The organism is Apibacter sp. ESL0404 (genome assembly GCF_019469245.1).
Lineage (GTDB): Bacteria > Bacteroidota > Bacteroidia > Flavobacteriales > Weeksellaceae > Apibacter.
Map to the genome: position 1 here is coordinate 1,463,637 of NZ_CP048267.1, position 18,742 is coordinate 1,482,378.

General features: G+C 29.9%; 15 protein-coding genes. 5 read left to right on the top strand and 10 right to left on the bottom strand.

The genetic code is table 11. The features are described 5' to 3' along the window. Positions 1-117: 117 nt before the first annotated feature. The 3 genes from GYM72_RS06215 (at position 118) to GYM72_RS06225 (ending at position 4,967) form a co-directional block, all read left to right on the top strand. On the top strand, positions 118-2,100 hold the full coding sequence (locus GYM72_RS06215) for a TonB-dependent receptor (RefSeq protein ID WP_220263799.1): 1,983 nt from the start codon (positions 118-120) through the stop codon (positions 2,098-2,100). Then, the gene (locus GYM72_RS06220) at positions 2,097-3,227 is read left to right on the top strand and encodes a DUF5074 domain-containing protein (protein ID WP_220263800.1); all 1,131 of its coding nucleotides are present in this window, start codon (positions 2,097-2,099) and stop codon (positions 3,225-3,227) included. The genes GYM72_RS06215 and GYM72_RS06220 overlap by 4 nt, the downstream gene beginning before the upstream one ends. A gap of 345 nt (positions 3,228-3,572) precedes the next feature. Beyond that, complete coding sequence (locus GYM72_RS06225) at positions 3,573-4,967, top strand: NADH-quinone oxidoreductase subunit N (protein ID WP_160557241.1); 1,395 nt, start codon at positions 3,573-3,575, stop codon at positions 4,965-4,967. A 257-nt stretch (positions 4,968-5,224) separates the two neighbouring features. Here the strand turns inward: GYM72_RS06225 and GYM72_RS06230 are convergent, their stop codons facing one another. Continuing rightward, complete coding sequence (locus GYM72_RS06230; protein ID WP_255571460.1) at positions 5,225-6,313, bottom strand: agmatine/peptidylarginine deiminase; 1,089 nt, start codon at positions 6,311-6,313, stop codon at positions 5,225-5,227. 99 nt (positions 6,314-6,412) lie between these two features. Between GYM72_RS06230 and GYM72_RS06235 the strand changes: the two genes are divergently transcribed. Next, the gene (locus GYM72_RS06235; RefSeq protein WP_255410613.1) at positions 6,413-6,871 is read left to right on the top strand and encodes a GtrA family protein; all 459 of its coding nucleotides are present in this window, start codon (positions 6,413-6,415) and stop codon (positions 6,869-6,871) included. A gap of 156 nt (positions 6,872-7,027) precedes the next feature. Here GYM72_RS06235 and GYM72_RS06240 read toward each other — a convergent pair whose 3' ends face one another. From GYM72_RS06240 to GYM72_RS06280, 9 genes are all read right to left on the bottom strand, one after another. Beyond that, entirely contained in the window at positions 7,028-7,948 is a 921-nt protein-coding gene (locus GYM72_RS06240) for an LD-carboxypeptidase (RefSeq protein WP_220263801.1), read from the bottom strand. Positions 7,949-8,048: 100 nt separating this feature from the next. Beyond that, complete coding sequence (locus GYM72_RS06245) at positions 8,049-8,495, bottom strand: heme-binding domain-containing protein (protein ID WP_160557237.1); 447 nt, start codon at positions 8,493-8,495, stop codon at positions 8,049-8,051. Between the two features lie 43 nt (positions 8,496-8,538). Next, positions 8,539-10,146, bottom strand: a complete 1,608-nt coding sequence (locus GYM72_RS06250; protein ID WP_220263802.1) for an Ig-like domain-containing protein — start codon at positions 10,144-10,146, stop codon at positions 8,539-8,541. Between the two features lie 286 nt (positions 10,147-10,432). Further along, positions 10,433-11,539, bottom strand: a complete 1,107-nt coding sequence (locus GYM72_RS06255) for a DUF3810 family protein (RefSeq protein ID WP_220263803.1) — start codon at positions 11,537-11,539, stop codon at positions 10,433-10,435. 2 nt (positions 11,540-11,541) lie between these two features. After that, positions 11,542-12,771, bottom strand: a complete 1,230-nt coding sequence (locus GYM72_RS06260) for an ABC transporter permease (protein ID WP_220264963.1) — start codon at positions 12,769-12,771, stop codon at positions 11,542-11,544. 271 nt (positions 12,772-13,042) lie between these two features. Further along, positions 13,043-13,747, bottom strand: coding sequence for a VIT family protein (locus GYM72_RS06265; protein WP_220263804.1), 705 nt, complete (start codon positions 13,745-13,747; stop codon positions 13,043-13,045). Positions 13,748-13,787: 40 nt separating this feature from the next. Continuing rightward, positions 13,788-14,441, bottom strand: a complete 654-nt coding sequence (locus GYM72_RS06270) for a DUF2461 domain-containing protein (protein WP_220263805.1) — start codon at positions 14,439-14,441, stop codon at positions 13,788-13,790. A gap of 158 nt (positions 14,442-14,599) precedes the next feature. Further along, entirely contained in the window at positions 14,600-16,132 is a 1,533-nt protein-coding gene (guaA, locus tag GYM72_RS06275; RefSeq protein WP_220263806.1) for a glutamine-hydrolyzing GMP synthase, read from the bottom strand. A 497-nt stretch (positions 16,133-16,629) separates the two neighbouring features. Continuing rightward, on the bottom strand, positions 16,630-17,808 hold the full coding sequence (locus GYM72_RS06280; RefSeq protein WP_160542034.1) for a sigma-54 dependent transcriptional regulator: 1,179 nt from the start codon (positions 17,806-17,808) through the stop codon (positions 16,630-16,632). Between the two features lie 157 nt (positions 17,809-17,965). Between GYM72_RS06280 and ribA the strand changes: the two genes are divergently transcribed. Beyond that, positions 17,966-18,556, top strand: coding sequence for a GTP cyclohydrolase II (gene ribA, locus GYM72_RS06285; RefSeq protein WP_220263807.1), 591 nt, complete (start codon positions 17,966-17,968; stop codon positions 18,554-18,556). The last annotated feature ends 186 nt before the right edge of the window (positions 18,557-18,742 follow it).

Genomic DNA, 18,742 nt, shown 5'->3' on the forward strand with positions numbered 1-18,742 from the left:
TCACTTTTCCTGTTTACTTTTCCGGAAACTAGTTTACTATATCTGTAATTTAAGATATTCGACTCCATGATGAACTTCAATCATAAATATAGTGTATTTGCTTTTTTAATAAGCCTGATGAGTCCAATATCTTATTCCCAAGAAAAAAAAGACAGCATTACTGTTACAGAATTACAGGAAATACTGGCAACGGGAAAAAGAAATGATAAAGGAATAATTCCTTTCCAAGAATTGAAAGGAAAAGAATTAGAAAATCGAAACAGCTCTTCGGTAGCTGATGCTGTACGATTATTTTCAGGAATTCAACTTAAAGATTATGGAGGTGTAGGAGGAATGAAAACTGTTAACATTCGAGGAATGGGAAGCGAACACGTGGGGGTATTTTATGATGGAATAGCCATAGGAAATGCTCAAAATGGTATGGTTGATTTAGGAAAATTTTCCATGGATAATTTAGAATCAATATCAGTATACAACGGACAAAAAAGTCAAATTTTCCAACCCGCTAAAGATTTCGGCTCTGCCGGAAGTATCTATTTAACTACCAAACGCCCTGTTTTTACGGGTGAAAAAAAAACTAATATAGGTGCTACCTATCATTCCGGATCGTTTCATTTAAGTAACCCTTCCCTCCTATGGGAACAAAAATTATCCTCATTAATTTCATCTTCTCTTACTATAGAATATATTAATTCAGATGGAAAATATAAATTTCTACAAAAGAAAGGTAATTGGGATACGATCGCTGTAAGACAAAATGGTAACATAAGTGCTTTTCGAACAGAAGGAAATTTATTTGGCATCTTACCTCATGGTAAATGGAATCTGAAAGGATATTATTATGATTCAAGCAGAGGAATACCCGGTGCCGTTTTAAAAAATTCTTATAAAAGGTATCAGTTTGCTCAACAATGGGATCGTAATTACTTTTTGCAGGGATCTTTTGAAAAAATAATCAGCACAAAATACAGAATAGCATTAAACGCTAAATATGCTCATGATTTTACCCATTATAAAAATTTAGAAGTTTTTAATGACCCTATTTGGGGAAATAAATTTTCCAATCGTATTAATAATACTTATAAGCAAGATGAACTATATATTTCATCCTCACAACTGGTTACTTTATTTTCTTTTTGGGATATTTCTTTATCTGCAGATTACCAACATAACGGAATGAATGCCGATTTAAAAAATTTCGCTTCTCCTTCGAGAAATACAGAAATGATCGCTTTAGCTACAGCTTTTTATTGGGATAAACTTAAAATTCAAACAAGCGTTTTAGGTACATTTGTACAAGATAAAACGAAACACATGAACAGCATGGGTACAGCTTCAGACAAAAATGAATTTACTCCTGCTGTTTTCTTAAATTACCAACCTTTACATTTTAAAGATATTAGCATTCATGGTTTTTACAAGAGAATTTTTAGAATGCCAACATTTAATGATTTATACTATACGGATTTTGGAAATTCAAATTTAAAACCGGAATATACTAATCAGTTTGATGCGGGTATTCGTATAAATAAAAACTTTACTTCCGGTAGTTTTACTCATTTTGATTTTACTATTGATGCATATTATAATACGGTCAAAGATAAAATTATAGCTTATCCCAAAGGACAACAATTTCGTTGGACCATGTTAAATTTTGGTAAAGCACGTATAAAAGGGTTAGACTTATCTTCTAAGACTTCAATAGTAATAAAAAACGTTTTAGTTTCAACCCTGATAACCTATACGTATGAAGATGCACAAAATTTATCTTCTCCTATTTTAAATTATAAAAATCAACTTCCTTATATACCTTGGCACAGTGGGACAGTTTCTCTAGAGGCTGCTTACAGAGCTTGGAATCTAAGTTATAGCTTTATGTATACAGGAGAACGGTACAATTCTCCTTCTAATAATCCTGAAAATCATGTAAAAGCTTGGTATACTCATGATATACAACTTTCAAGAGAATTATTTTTCACTCATATCAAATGCAAAGCATCTTTACAAATCAATAATATTTTTAATAAATATTACGACATTGTAGCCAATTATCCCATGCCGGGTAGAAACTATACGATCATCATTAAATTAAACATATGAAAAAACTAGAAACTATGGTAGCAAGGAAATTTTTAGTACCAATTTTAGTAATTATTACAGGGTTCATTGTTTCTTGTAGTAATGACGATTCATGGTCTGAAGATGATTCAAACATTATATCCCAACCGGATGCCAAAAAAGGGTTATATATTTTGAATGAAGGTAATTATCAACAAAATAACTCTTCTCTATCCTATTTTGATTATGACACAGCTGATTTTTTTAATAACTATTTTACTAAAATCAACCCTAATCAAGGTGGATTGGGCGATACCGGTAATGATTTAAAAATTTATAAAGATAAAATGTATGCCGTAATCAACGGTTCTAATTATGTTGAAATTATGGAAGCTGAAACAGCCAAGCATATAGGAAAAATAACTATTCCAAATTGCAGATACATTACATTTAACGGCGACTATGCGTATGTGTCTTCATATGCCAGTTCTACTCCCAATGGACAAGGATATGTTGCCAAAGTTGATCTTACTAACGGCACCATTGTAAATGAAGTTACTGTCGGACGCAATCCGGAAGAAATGACTATTGTAAATAATAAGCTTTATGTTGCTAATTCAGGAGGATATTATTCTCCGGATTATGATACAACGGTTTCTGTAATTGACATGAACAGTTTTACAAAAATTAACGATATCGAAGTCGGTAAGAACTTACATAGAATACGTAAAGATAAGAATAATCATATATGGGTTACTTCTAGAGGCGATTATGCTAATTTAAAGCCTTTCGTTGCTGTTATTGATCCATCGACTGATCAAGTCATTAATAAACTGAATTTAGCGGTTTCTGACTTCACTTTTTATAAAGATAAACTTTATTTTTATGGATCGGAATATTCTTCAGGAAAAACTATAAATAATTATGGTATTATAAATATAGATACGCAAAAAGTGATAAGTTCCGAATTAATCAAAGAGGGTTCAAAGTCTGAAATTATGTCTCCATATGGGATAATTGCCGATCCTGAAAATGGCAGCTTTTATATTGGAGATGCTATGGATTTTGTTTCCAATGGAAAAATATATCATTTCTCAAAAAATGGCGACTTACAATGGTGGAAATCAACCGGCGTATCTCCCGGACATTTTGCCTTAGTAAGTAAATAAATTTTTTAAACTACTATAGCTTTAAAAAAAGTAAAAAGATTGTTGAAAAACAATCTTTTTACTTTTTGGTACTATATCTTAATATCCTACCTATTATATAGCATAAAAATATTGTCGGAAAACTGATTAAAAATGGGTTAATAAATAATACTATTACTAAGTGTTAAGATAAAATCTATAAATTGGCAAGGCATCTGAAATTTAAAACAACTTATTATATTTCATAAATTTATCAAATATATCGGCATTATTATAATACGATACTATTTTCATTTTTTAATTTCACAGTTTAATCAAAAATTGTAACTTTGGCAGCAAAACTTTACAAAAAATACTAAAAATATAATGAGCATCATCATCATTATTTTCGCAGCAGCCATTCTGAGTTTATATTCAGGTGTTTTCGGGCAAGGAAAATACTCTCAACCATTTGCAATTTTAGGATTACTTATCGCTTTGATCGTCTCTTTTTACGGAGATAGTCCTTTTTTCACACGATATGCGTCCATGTTTGCTTTTGATCAAACAGCTAAAATATTTACTCAAATATCTATTTTGACCACTTTGCTAATCGTATTCTTAGGAAAATATGCATTTCGTCTCATAGATCATCATCAGGCAGAGGTATATAGCTTAATGCTTTTTGCACTTTGTGGCGGTATAGTCCTTTTCTCCTACCAAAATTTAATTACTTTATTTCTAGGTATAGAAATTTTATCTATTCCTTTATATGTATTAGCAGGAAGCAATAAGAATGACTTACGTTCCAATGAAGCTTCCATCAAATATTTCCTATTAGGAGCATTTGCAACCGGATTTTTACTTTTCGGAATTGCATTAATATACGGTATAACCGGATCTTTTGATTTACAAACTATTCGTTTGTACAGTATACAAGCGTCTCACTACCCTACTATGTACATAACCGGAATAATTTTATTGTTAGTCGGATTACTGTTTAAAATATCCATAGTTCCTTTTCATTTTTGGGCTCCGGACGTATACGAAGGCTCTCCTTCCCTAATCACGGCTTTTATGGCTTCTGTGGTAAAAATATCAGGTTTTGTTGCTTTATATAAATTAGTTGAAACAGCTTTTATCGGTCAACTAAACCAATGGCAATATATAATTTTCTATGCAGCAATTTTAACATTACTATCTGCCAATATTGTAGGTGTATTGCAAAAAAATGCTAAAAGAATGTTGGCATATTCCAGTATTTCGCATGCCGGTTATTTATTGCTAATTTATTTTAATACAGATGCTAATTCTATCTATACATTAGCATTCTATTTATTAGCTTATTCACTTTCAACTATAGGTGCTTTTATCAGCCTTATTTACATCGAAAGAATTTCAAATGGTATTACCGATATAAATGCTTTCAACGGGCTGGCCAAGAAACAACCCATCTTAGCTTTGGTAACTACAATCTCTCTATTATCTATGGCAGGTATTCCGTTAACTTCCGGATTCATTGCTAAATTTACGTTGTTTTCACAAGCATTATATACTCAACCGATATTAGTCATTATAGCTATTATAGGATCTGCAATCAGTATTGGATACTATCTTAAGCTTATCATTGCCATGTATTTTAAACCGGGTTATAAAGAATTAAATGAAGCTAAAAAAGCTCCAATTATTTACAATGTTATAGCTGTTATATTGGTAATTTTAATAATCCTTTTGGGAGTTTATCCTGAACCAGTGTTTTCTTGTTTAGCTTTAGCTAATTAAGAAATAAACAGTTTTTAATGTTAAGCATTATAAGATCAGATCAACAATATCATTTAAAAAAGATTCGTATAATAATATATCATATAAATAAAAAAAAGTCGCAATATATTTGCGACTTTTTTATTTACTTTAATTTGCTAAAAACTAGTATTTTTTTATCTCTTCATTTATAAAATACAAAGAGTTCTTTGTTTCAGATAATTTGGGTTATAATTAAATCGTTAAAGAGATCCATTCCACTTTTTTAATTATAGCTATTAAATCGCCGGTTCCTGTTGACTCAAACAATGGAAACTACCTAATCCCCAAATGATATCAGTGGAATCTATTCCTATTACATTTCTATTCGGAAAACATTTTTTTATGATATCCAACGCTCGTTTATCATTTTCACCATTAAAAATTGGTACGATCACTGATATATTAGCTATGTAAAAATTTGCATAAGAAGCAGGTAAACGACATCCATCGTAATATACCGGTTCTGGCATAGGTAATTCTATAACTTGTAAAGGAGAACCATCGGAAAGTTTCATAGCTTTTAATTGTTTTAGATTTTGTTGTAATATGTGATAGTTTTCATCATTTTTATTATTTTCTACCACAGCAAGTACGGTATTTTCATTTATAAAACGTACGGTATCATCTATATGACCATCTGTATCATCTCCAACAATTCCCTCATCGATCCAAAGGACTTGATTTACTCCATAATAATTTTTCAGATATTCTTCGATTTGACTTTGATTTAAATGAGGATTTCTGTTTTTATTAAGTAGACATGACTTAGATGTTAGTACCGTTCCTTTACCGTTAAATTCAACGGAACCACCTTCCATCACTATGCCCGGATTAAAAACAGGTAATCTTTCTTCTTTGGCTATATGAAGAGGTATTTCATTATCCAAATCATAGGGAGGATATTTATCACCCCAGGCATTATAATTCCAATTTACAATGGCTTTTTTATCTTCTAATGAATGGGGATTAATTACAAACGCGGGACCATGGTCGCGACACCAAGCATCATTAGTAGGATGAATATAAAAATTGATCATATCCAAATTAGCATTTGTTTTTTCTATATAACTCATGGCAAAGTCTTTCATCTCAACACTAACCACATTTATATTAACTTCTTCCCCATTAGATACTTCTGCAATAAATTGCGCATATGGGGCATAGATTTTTTCTATTTTACCCGGCCATGATAATTCTTTATGCGGCCAAGATAACCAAGTAGATTTATGAGGATAAAATTCAGCCGGAAAAAAGAATCCCAATTCTTTAGGAGTTTTATTTAAAAATTCTTGCGGAGTATATTTCATATAATCTTTGCTTGACATATTCAGTCTATGTTTTAAATTATTATTTATTTAATCCAAAATTACAGAAATAAAAAAAATTAATCTATTTTTGTAAAAATTTTTAATAATTTCTATTAAGTGATCACTTCCATAAATAAGCACAAAAAACAATTAGTTTTGTTTTTTCTAGCAGGAGCCTTAAGTGCCGTAATTGAAATTTTTTGTATGAAATTACTAAGCTTGCCTAATATGCTGCCTCATTTTTTTTCTTTTGAAAACAAGTCCAACGCCTACCCATTATCCAATCTTTTATCTACCGGAGCGGGTATTTTGAGCAATTATTTTTTTAGCATTCGCTATGTTTTTGAACGAGGTAAACATTCCAGAAGAAAGGAATTTGTATTATTTTTTAGCCTTTCTATAATTACTATGTTTATGAGCTGGGGAGCATTTGCGTTTTTTCATTTTTTCGTTAACAAACCCATTAATTTTTACTTTTATACTATAGGAGACATAGTATTTTGTAAAGCTGCCGCTATTTTCGCAGTATCTATAATCAATTATATCGCAAAAAAGAAAATAGTATTTTCTAATTAATAAAAATTTATAATCTTATAATCTAAATACAGTATAATATTTACTGTATTTAGGATTTTCATGCTTTGAGGTTAGTTTTAATACTGCCTATATATATTGAAAAAAGATCGTATTTCGGATCTGATATATTTATTTTCTATAAACTATATCTATTCATTACATTGTATTTCTAAGAAAAACCTTATCTTTTTGTATATCTAGAATTATGTTTCCTCCCATCATTAAGGCGCGTGTATCGAAAATATGTCCCCCGGGAAAACCAAATGCCATGGGAATATTGTATTTTTGAAATCGTAAAGCAATAATTTTATAGGCTTCTTGATCAAACGGTTCATCATAGAATTTATTTTCATCTTTTGAATCCATTTTCGTAAAAGCTCCTACCAGTAATCCTTTAATTTTATTAAGTACTCCCGCTCTTTTCAATCCGATCAGCATTCGATCAATATGATAATAATTTTCATACCAATCCTCCATAAATATAATTTTATCTTCCCAATGATCTAAGGATCTACTTCCTAACAGACTGTATAAAATCGATAGGTTGCCTCCTGTCAAAATTCCTTCAACTTTTCCTGGTTTATTAAAAGAAGTGCTTTCTATTTCATATTCAAGTTTTCTATTCTCTAAGGCATCCACAAGGGTTGTATAGGTTTCATTTGACTGTCCTTGCGGTAATGATTTACAAACGGTTGAATGTAAAGTAGGAATTCCTCTTCTATTAAAATGCTGATGAAAAACCGTATTATCCGAATATCCGATTAACCATTTAGGATTTTCTTTAAATTTATTCAATTTTAAAAAATCCACTAGTTGTACACCTCCATAGCCGCCTCGGGCAAACCATATAGCCTTAGCACGGGGATGATCTAATGCCCATTGCAAATCTTCCAACCTTTCTTTTACTGTTCCCGAATAATTATATCCGAAATAATAATGATTGAATGTATTTTTACCTATTTCATACTTCCAGCCTTGTTTTGTAATTATATCTATCGCCGGTTGAATGTCCTCTTTTTTAACTGCTCCTGCCGGTGCTACAATTAAAATAGTATCTCCTTTTTTAATAGGTTTCATAAAATTATGATATAAACTCATTACTATCCTGTTCTGTTGATTGATTTAATTTTCCTTTTACATTTTCCATCTAACAGGTATCTACAAAATGTATGCATTTTTAATTTTTTATGCTACATTGTGTCTGAAACCAATTGAGTAAAAGGATATAATCTTTTTCCGATAAATTTGCCTCTTTGTGCATCCAAAGATAACTGTTGAGGGGCATGGTTTTATTTTCAATTACTCGGTATAGGGATGAATTAATATGTTCTTTTTGATAACGATTATATTTTCCATATTCTGAAAAATTAACATATTCTTTTCCTTGATTTACATGTTCTTTAATAAACCAAGATATAGGAGCAATGGAAGAATACCATGGATAATTTACTTCATTAGAATGACAATCGTAGCAGGCTTTTTTTAAAATTTTTTGTATTTCCGGAGTTGCATGTGTTACCCGGTTATAGTCTATTTTTTTGTTAACCGATGGATTTTCTTTATCTATTTGAATTAATTGGAAAGATAAAAAAATGATAATTCCATAAAGCAATATTTTTTTCATCAGTAATGAATTATCGTTTATAGTTTAAATATGGATACTGAATTTATAAAATCCAAACTTCATTAATATCCCATAAGGGCCTGACATCGATAACATTGGGATATAAATAGGTTGGTTCTGCCGGTTTGAAATTTTCCAGATCTGCCGGATCCCAAATTCCGTTATTATTTTCATCCACCAATATACGAATCAAATATTTTCCCGGTTTCATGTTTTGAAATACAAAAGTATCTTGAGATCCATAAATATTTTCCAATACTTCGTATTTTTCATTTACCAGTTGAAAGAAAAATTTTGAATCAGGCTTATTTTGTAATCTGATACTTAAATTTCCAAATTCATTCTGCTTTTTGGTTTTAATCACATATGACAACGTATCTTTATTAGTTTGATTTAAAAAATCTTTAAATGATTGATCTTTAATGGTTACCTTGTATTCCGTATCATAAGCTACAGGAAATTTAATAGCAATATTTTTAGCATTTAAAGAATCTATTTCCGTATTAAAATTTATGGGTTCATTATTTTTACTTACTTCAATTCTGTTTTTGTCAATCCGATCAATATAATTGGAAGCTTTTAACATAAAACAGGCAGTGGGTGAAACTTCTTTTTCGATGGGTGTAATTGACAACTCTGACTTTAAGGTATTATCATATAATAAATTAAGCGTATCAACTTTTTGAAGGTATTTTAAAAGTAATTTTATTCTAAATTTCTTCTCTGTTTTTTTGAATTCTGCATTATTAAAATATACATATAAACTGTCGGCAAAGGGCTGATGTTCTATTTTATAAGAAGGAAAATCACGATCAACAGGAGTTATACTTAATTTATCGGGGTGTCCTTTAAATTTAACTTTTATTATGCCTTGACCCTCTTGTTCTGCTTTTAAAAATTTGTACGATTGCTTTACAGGAGACAATACTAATGAATAAGTTTCCGGATACAAGGGATTAATATCTTTTGCGGCAAATCCTACCATTTCTTTATCCGTGTCAGGAATTAAATTTGAATTTAGATCATTAAATGCCAATAATCTATATTTTCCTTCATGTAAATGTTTTAATTTGAAATTTCCTGCAGAATCTACTCTTGAAATGTAATAGGGTTTATTTTTTAAATTTACGGAATCTTTACCTGATTTATCTTTTTCAATCTTATACAAGGATACGATCGTCGGGTTTGCCAATTCTTTTTTTAAACTTTGCCTAACCGTACCATTAACTTGTAGACTATCAATTGTATTTCCCGTAGAAAATGTATAGGAAAAATTGTTTAATTTATTTCCTTCGTTATTATCTTGAATGCTCGATCCAAAATTGATAGTATAAGTAGTATTCGGAAGTAACGGTTCATAAAAACGAACGGTTACATATTTCCTAGCCGTACCAACCGGAGAAATGGTTGGGGTAATTGCGGGAGGTGGTGAAATGATGACCTGCTGTGCTATGTCTCTCAAAATCACATATTCATCAAAATTTAATACAATTTCTTTAGTATTAGGATTAACATTTGTAGCTAATGTATCCGGTTTAGAGCCTAAAAATTTAGGGGGTGTAATATCTTTAGGACCTCCGCTTGGACTCCCAACTCGTGCACATGAAATTATTAGGCTGCTTACTATAAGAATTTTAATTATTTTATACATATACAAAGTTTAGTATAGTGTTTACAAATATACTTATTGTGTCCCATTGTCAAGTATTTAATTCTTAATTTATCTTCATCGATGTAAATTTTTGTTTTATACTTGAAAATACCTGATTTTATTGATTCAATAAATCAGGATAATCTGATGTATGACCGGTCAATAAAGTAAAGGGATGAACCGGATATGATTCAACTATAACCGGTTGATTATATACAAAGTTTATGAGTTTAGTGAAGATAAAAATTTATATAACTATAAACTATTGCTTCTCTTAATTTTTATTTTACTGAACTAAAGGGTTTTCTTTTAAAAACAAGGAGGGATATTGTTTTTTATAATAGCTGACAATCATTTGAGATACAAGATTATAAGCAATAATTCCTTCTTTTTGCGAATTTGATTTAAGGTATACATTATTCATATAAGAAAATACATCTGATCCTAAACCTGACATTCCCAGATAATATTTTTTTTCTTTTTCTCGATCCAATTTCATTCCTTCCGAATAATTTCTTAAAAGTAAATGCACAAATGCAGAATCATTTACATAGATTTCTCGTAATAGATAATTTAAAGCTTTATATTTAACACTATATTGAAAATCTTTATTGGGTGAAGATTCTCCCATATAAAAGGAATAAAAGTTTGCTTCATCTTCTCTGGCTACTCCTACCTGATGTCCTATTTCATGTGCTATGGTAAAGGGGATCGATGTATCGGGAATTCCTTTAGCAACTTGAGCTTCTCCTGTAAATGGATTATAATATCCCAGTATTCCCAATTTAATTAAAATGGAATTAAAGATTGATTTTTTAACGTTTTCACTTTGCCTCGGAATACCATAAAAAGCACTTTGTTCTTGATTAATTATTTGAATCATCTTTTCACGGTTGACCGTAAATTCTCCTTTTTTATTGTTGGAAACTTCCTCCTTTAGTTTAACACATTCATTCAACAAATGACCCGCAACAATTTTATAATCAATTAGAAATAATTTTTCTTGAGAATTTTCATATTGGGAGAAATTTCTATAGTTGTATAAAAGCCCAAACGACAACATAAACCATCCGTATAAAATGTTTAAAAGAAGTAAGATCTTTATAAAACATGCTGTTATTTTTTCTTTCTTCTTTTTTATAAAAAAAACGAATGCTTGTATCAAACATGCTAAGATAAATACGGCTAAAATTATATAAAATATATCTCCTATTGAAATTGAAATATTTCCGAATACTGAATTTAAAAAAAACTTTACTTTTATTATAAAACGATAATACCAACTATCCGTCGGATTTAAACTCAATTTTATAACTTGAAATATGAAAAATTGCAACAAAAGTGAAGATAATAAACCGCTTATACTTACTTTTATTTTCTTCTTATTTAACATATTTATTGAAATTTTATAGCTTTTATAGGAGATATTTTAGTTATTAAATAAGAAGGTAAAAGTAATACTATTCCGCTAATAACTAAAGAAACTAAAGATATAATAAAAATATAAAAGAAATTTATGTAAACCGGTACTGAACTTACATAGTAATTATCAGGATTCAATTTTATAACCTCAAAATACTTTTGAATATATAACAATGCAATAGCAATACAATTTCCCACCAACAATCCCGGAATCATTATGAAAAGAGTATAATTTATAAAAATTTTTCTAATTTGTTTATTTGATGCTCCCAATGTTTTTAACATTCCTATTGAATTGGTTCTCTCAATTATCAGTATAAGAAGCACCATGATAATATTTATGACAACTACAACCATCATAATCGACATGATTATGAAAATATTAGTATCAAAAATACGTATCCAATCATTGATTTGTGAAAATGTTGTTGTTGCCTTTTCTGCATAATTATTAAATCCGGCACATTCTTCAATTTTAGGGAAAACCGTGTCTAAATCTTCAATATCTTTTATAAAAATATCATATCCTCCTATATCATCTCCGTTCCAATGATTTAATTTTTGGATATGTTGTATATCTCCTATCAAAAAGACATCATCAATTTGTTTTATGTCTGTTCTGAAAATCCCCTTCAACGTAAATCGTCTGTAAATAGGTGTTTGATTTTCTCTTACAAAAAACATGACAAAGGTTGAATCTATATCCAGCTTCATTTCTTTGGCAATTTTTTCAGACAAAATCACCTCATTACTTATCGAATTTTTAGAATAGTTGGGAATTTCCCCTTTAATCATGAACTCTTTAAATCGTTTGCGGTCAAAATCTTCCGAAACTCCTTTTAAAATAACCCCGGCAAAACTTATATTTGTTCTAATTACGCCGCTTCGGGTAGCATATTCTTGAATATTGGAAACCTCAGGATTATTTTTTATTTTTTCAAGCAGTACATTTTTTCTATTTAGTTTGGAACTATTGAATGAATTGTTACTGTCGTAACTTCTAATGGTGATATGACCGTTGAAATCGGCCATTTTTTGTTTAATGGCTTTTTTAGATCCAAGCCCTATAGCCATAGTTAAAACAGACACTACGATACCTATTGCAATAGCTGTTTGACCGATACGAATGATGGTTTGCGAAAGATTATTTTTATTACTTTTTGATAAAGCTATTTTTTTGGATATAAACCAGGTAAAATTCAACTCGGAAATTTTTTTCAAATATAAATAATTGTTTACTATTTTAACCTTTTTTAGCCTATTTCGTTATATAATCGTGGCTTTTAAATTTATGTGTATATATATTTTCTTTAAATTGAATCGTTCCATATTATTTTTAGTTAGTATTTAATGTAATCATTAATGATTTAAAGGTTTAATCGTATCTAAACTAAAATATAGATAATACACTTAATTTTAGAAACATTCCATTAGATAAAAACAATTTAACAGATTAATTCTTATAAAATTTAAACTATCCGACTTGAACGCCAAAAAGATGCCCAACGAAGGCTGCTAATCCCATCGAAAGAGTGCCCCAAAAAGCAATTTTGAACATACCTTTTAGCATGCTATACCCTCCGGTCTTTGCAGATATGGCTCCAAGTATAATAAGAAAGATAATTGAAAACAAATATTGCATTAATACCATATGATTGAGAGGTGCAAAAATCGAAAGAAGTAATGGTAAAGTTCCACCCGATAAAAAAGAAAATAAGGATGCTAAAGCTGCTTGCAAAGGACGAGCTTTAGATATTTCATTAATTCCCAGCTCATCCCTCGCATGGGCTGCTAACGCATTATGATTCGTAAGTTGTTCAGCTACTTTAATTGATAATTCCTTATCTAATCCTCGTTTTTGATAAATTTTAGCTAGTTCTTGTAATTCTACCTCAGGTGTCGCATCTAATTCTCTTTGCTCTCTAATTAAATCTGATTTTTCAATATCCTCCTGAGAACTTACCGAAACATATTCTCCTGAAGCCATAGACATGGCTCCGGCAATTATCCCCGATACGGCAGATAAAATAATAAATTCTCTATTGGTACTAGCTGCTGCAACTCCTATTACTAAACTGGTTGTAGAAAGTATGCCGTCATTTGCTCCTAAAACTGCTGCACGCAACCAACCGATCTTATGAACATAATGTTTTTCTGAGGTATAAGATTTTTTTTCCATCATAATGAATTAATCATCAATCATTATACCTTAATTAGATTTATTCGTGAGCGAATTCTTCTAAAAATTCATAAATCGGATGCATAATTTTATATAGATTCGTAGTATAATCTATAAAGCTATTAGAAAATAATTTTTCTTGGGCGAAGGGTTTGGTTACATAAAATCGTTTTAACTTCAAATATTCAACTGCCGGGCTTTCTATATCAAATCCTGCAGGTACTCTTTTTAAAACATCGGAATCTCTGGATAAATCGCCTATTTCTTTTTTGAATTTGCTTTCAGATAGAATCGATTTAAATTCTTCAAAATTCTCTTCAATACCTTTTCGAACGTTCTTTACTTGTTTCGAAGTCAAATCATAAAATCCGCAGCTTAGAAAATTATTATTCGGTTGTATGTGTATATAAAATCCTGATCCTTTTTTTTCATTGAATACCGCTCCAAAATGAGTTTTATAAGGAGTTTTGTCTTTTGAAAATCGTATATCTCTATAAATCCTGAATATACATTTTTTAGGATTTAAATATCTAGTTTGGATATCAAATTGAGAAATTGATTGAAGCAACTCAGTCACTAATTGCTCAAAATCTTTTCGTGAATTTTCATACCGGTCTTTATTTTCAGTGAACCATTCTCTATTATTATTTTTAGTTAATTCTGATAAGAAATTTATAGATTCTTTATGTAACATGCCATTTTATTTACTATATACAAATATATCAATAAACATTATATTTAATTACAAAAATAAGAACATTTATTTATCTTGTCGTTTATGCATGAAATATTAAAATAAAAAACGTCCTGAATTGAATTAATTCAGGACGTTTTTTTATATATACTATTTTATTATTCCCATTCAATAGTAGCCGGTGGTTTAGAAGAAATATCATAGGCCACGCGATTTATACCTTTAACTTCATTGATAATACGATTAGAAACTAATTCTAAAAATTCATAAGGGAATTTTGACCAAGTAGCCGTCATAAAGTCTACAGTATTGGCTGAGCGTATCACTGCTGTATATTCATAAGTCCTTTCATCTCCCATAACTCCAACCGATTTCACGGGCAAAAGAACTACAAATGCCTGACTTACTTTATCATATAAATCGTGTTTATTTAATTCCTCAATAAATATATCATCTGCTTCTTGTAAAATTTTTACTTTTTCTTCATCAACTTCACCTATCACACGTATTCCCAAACCGGGTCCGGGGAATGGATGACGGTATACCAATTCTTTTGGAATGCCTAATTCAATACCCACTTTTCTAACTTCATCTTTAAATAATTCTCGCAAAGGTTCTAATAATTGGAGATTAAGCTCATCGGGTAGACCGCCTACATTATGATGTGATTTAATTACTGCTGAAGGTCCTTTTATAGATTTGGATTCTATTACATCGGGATATATAGTTCCTTGAGCAAGGAAATCTATATTTTCCATTTTAAAAGCTTCTTCTTCAAAAACTCGTATAAATTCATTGCCTATAATTTTTCTTTTTCTTTCCGGCTCATCTACACCTTTAAGTTTAAAGAAAAATCTTTCTTCCGCATTTACTCTTTTTATATTCATATGGAAATGCTCTCCATACACTTTCATCACCTTGTCTCCTTCATTTTTACGCAATAAGCCCGTATCTACAAAAATACAGGTAAGCTGATTTCCTATGGCTTTATGTATTAAAACAGCTGCAACAGAAGAATCTACCCCTCCGGAAAGTCCGAGCATTACTTTTTTGCTGCCAACTTTCTCTCTGATCTTTCTGACTTCTGTTTCTATAAAATCAGAAATCTCCCAGTTTTTACTGCATTGACAAATATCAAAAACAAAATTTCTTAATATTTGCTCTCCATAGTCACTGTGAGAAACCTCAGGATGAAATTGAACAGCATATATTTTTATATTTTCATGAGCAATACATGCTATAGAATTAGTGGATGTTCCAATAAGTTCAAAACCCTCGGGTAATTTAGTTACTTCATCAAAATGACTCATCCATACTGTAGAGTTTTCAGGTAAATTAGTCAGTAACGGAGTATTCTTAACAATTTTAAAATCAGACTTCCCATACTCTCCTTTTATTCCTTCCGATACTTCGCCTCCTAAAATTTTAGCCGTAACCTGCATACCGTAGCAAATTCCCAAAACCGGTATATTTTGCTCGTATAGTTCCTTTTCAACCAGATGAGCATCTTTTGAATTAACGGACGAAGGTCCTCCGGAAAGTATAATTCCTTTAGGCTTGTGTGATAATATTTCTTCTAATGGAGTATAGTAGGGTAAAATTTCAGAGTATACACCAAATTCGCGGATTCGACGTCCAATCAATTGATTATATTGGGAACCGAAATCCAAAATGATAATTCCATTTTTCATTAAGTATCGTATAAATATATTTTTAATGCCACCGATGAACTTTATTTAAATTAAAAACCTTATTATATGTATGTGTACTTAAAATCAGTTTATACTAAACTGAAATTAATGTATATATTTTTGAATCATTGGTTTAAATATTTCAAAATGAGTTCCGGCTGAATTTTAAATTAAACAGAGTTTTATTTTTAAAATTTTGCAAATTTAAAAAATTTATAATAGATCTCTACATTCAGCATTTATGGCTTTATAACATATTTACTCCATATAATAAATATATGTTAAATTATGGTAAAATGCATTTAATTAATAGTACTATTATTTACAATTAATTAAAACCAAATAATTATTTAAAATAACATAAATAATTCAATATTCAGCCCTATTAAATATATTTATATAAATATATTTTAATTTATATTATACAATTTAAAATTAGTAAAAGAAAATAAAATTATAGATTTTATAAAATAAAAGTCTTTTTAGCTTGATTAGTATTAACAAAAATTTATAACATCTTGTTTAGTGATTGTATCTCCTCCCAAAATAATTAATCTCTCCACAACATTCCTTAATTCTCGGATATTTCCGGTCCATTCAAAAGTTTTTAATAATTCAATAGCTTCTTTATCAAACTTTTTAACTTTAGAACCCTGTTCTTCTGCAATAATTCCTGAAAAATGTTCAATTAACAGAGGGATGTCTTCAATTCTGTCTTTCAATGCCGGAACTTTTAGTTCGATAACAGACAATCTATGATATAAATCTTCTCTGAATCTTCCTTGTTTAATTTCTTCTTTTAAATTTTTGTTCGTTGCAGCAATTACACGTACATCTACAGAAATTTCATTATCACTACCCACTCTGCTAACTTTTCCCTCTTGTAAAGCTCTTAAAACTTTTGCCTGAGCTGATAAACTCATATCACCTATTTCATCCAAAAAAAGGGTTCCTTTGTCTGCTAATTCAAATTTACCTTGCTTATCTTTTACTGCTCCCGTAAAAGATCCTTTCATATGACCGAAAAGCTCGCTTTCAATCAATTCAGAAGGGATAGCAGCGCAATTTACTTCGACGATAGTCATTGCGGCTCGATCACTTTTTTCATGTATGGAATGAGCTACCAATTCTTTACCTGTACCATTGGGACCGGTAATTAATACCTTGGCATCTTTTGCAGCTATTTTATCAATTATTTCTTTAATTTCGTTTAGCTTTTTAGAATTTCCGATCATTTCATACTTCTTGCTTACTTTCTTCTTTAGTATTTTATTCTGAGAAAATAGCTTTTGGTTTTCAGTGATCAAATTTTTCTTATCCAATGCGTTTCTTACTGCACTTAATAACCTGCCTAAATCCGGGGGTTTGGAAATATAATCAAAAGCCCCTTTTTTAATACAATCAACTGCAATTTCAATAGTACCGTGTCCTGAAATCATAATAAAGGGCAATAAAGGTTTTTCTTTCATGACCTGACATAATAATTCCTCACCGTCCATCTTTGGCATTTTGATATCACAAATTACGAGGTCATATTCATTCTTGTCAATTAATTGCTTAGCTTCCAATCCATCTTTAGCTTCATCAATCTCAAATTTTTTATTTTCATCAAGCAGTATGTTTTTTAAAACTCTTCGTATAGTTTCCTCATCTTCAACAATTAAAATTTTTGTCATAAATTAATTTATTTGTACATACAAAGATACTGCTTTTAGGTTAAAAATTGATTGCTATATAGTTACTCATTTAGATTTATCCTAAATAAAGTTAATGAATACTGCCAATTTCACATATCAATAATTGTATTAATTTTGCTATTTGTAAATAATGAAGATGAAAAGACAAGCGGAAGCTAATTTACCCACCGAATGGGGAGAATTCGAAATAATAGCATATTCGGAAAATGAAAACGATTGGATGCCTCATCTGGCAATGATCAGTAAAAATACGGATTTAAAAAAAACCGTAAATATTCGTATACATTCTGAATGCATTACAGGGGACTTATTTCATTCGAAACGATGTGATTGTGGAAAACAATTAGATGCGGCCATGAAATATATCCATGAAAATGGAGGAGTTCTCCTTTATTTAAGACAGGAAGGTAGAAATATCGGAATTATTAACAAACTTAAAGCATACAATCTTCAAGATAAAGGTCTCAATACTGCTGAAGCTAATATTGAATTAGGATTTCCTGCCGATGCAAGAGATTTTAAAATTGCCGTGGAAATTTTGGAGGACTTGGGTATCCAATCTGTAAATTTATTAACTAATAATCCGGAAAAGATATCGTTTATAAAAGATAGTTCGATTAAATTAGTTCATAGAATCCCTCTTGAAATTAATCCGGAAAAAGAAAATTTGGAATATTTAAAAACTAAAAAGGATTTCTTCGGTCATTTTCTGAATAATATTTCTTAAAAAAATATATTTACTCCATTAAAGGAAAATTATTTACAACGTAAGTATTTATATTATTTTTTATATTTTATACTAAATTTTAGGGAATATGGGTTTTCATTCAAATTGAAATCCAAAGATTTTAATTAAAAATGTAACTAATTAAATTATTTAATTCCATTAGACCCAATAAAAAGTTTAGAGTTC

Excerpts from the sequence above, each read along its gene's own strand:
- GYM72_RS06215 (WP_220263799.1), top strand. The coding sequence starts at position 118 with ATGAGTCCAATATCTTATTCCCAAGAAAAAAAAGACAGCATTACTGTT.
- GYM72_RS06220 (WP_220263800.1), top strand. The coding sequence starts at position 2,097 with ATGAAAAAACTAGAAACTATGGTAGCAAGGAAATTTTTAGTACCAATT.
- GYM72_RS06225 (WP_160557241.1), top strand. The coding sequence starts at position 3,573 with ATGAGCATCATCATCATTATTTTCGCAGCAGCCATTCTGAGTTTATAT.
- GYM72_RS06230 (WP_255571460.1), bottom strand. The coding sequence starts at position 6,313 with ATGTCAAGCAAAGATTATATGAAATATACTCCGCAAGAATTTTTAAAT.
- GYM72_RS06240 (WP_220263801.1), bottom strand. The coding sequence starts at position 7,948 with ATGAAACCTATTAAAAAAGGAGATACTATTTTAATTGTAGCACCGGCA.
- GYM72_RS06245 (WP_160557237.1), bottom strand. The coding sequence starts at position 8,495 with ATGAAAAAAATATTGCTTTATGGAATTATCATTTTTTTATCTTTCCAA.
- GYM72_RS06250 (WP_220263802.1), bottom strand. The coding sequence starts at position 10,146 with ATGTATAAAATAATTAAAATTCTTATAGTAAGCAGCCTAATAATTTCA.
- GYM72_RS06255 (WP_220263803.1), bottom strand. The coding sequence starts at position 11,539 with ATGTTAAATAAGAAGAAAATAAAAGTAAGTATAAGCGGTTTATTATCT.
- GYM72_RS06265 (WP_220263804.1), bottom strand. The coding sequence starts at position 13,747 with ATGGAAAAAAAATCTTATACCTCAGAAAAACATTATGTTCATAAGATC.
- GYM72_RS06270 (WP_220263805.1), bottom strand. The coding sequence starts at position 14,441 with ATGTTACATAAAGAATCTATAAATTTCTTATCAGAATTAACTAAAAAT.
- guaA (WP_220263806.1), bottom strand. The coding sequence starts at position 16,132 with ATGAAAAATGGAATTATCATTTTGGATTTCGGTTCCCAATATAATCAA.
- GYM72_RS06280 (WP_160542034.1), bottom strand. The coding sequence starts at position 17,808 with ATGACAAAAATTTTAATTGTTGAAGATGAGGAAACTATACGAAGAGTT.
- ribA (WP_220263807.1), top strand. The coding sequence starts at position 17,966 with ATGAAAAGACAAGCGGAAGCTAATTTACCCACCGAATGGGGAGAATTC.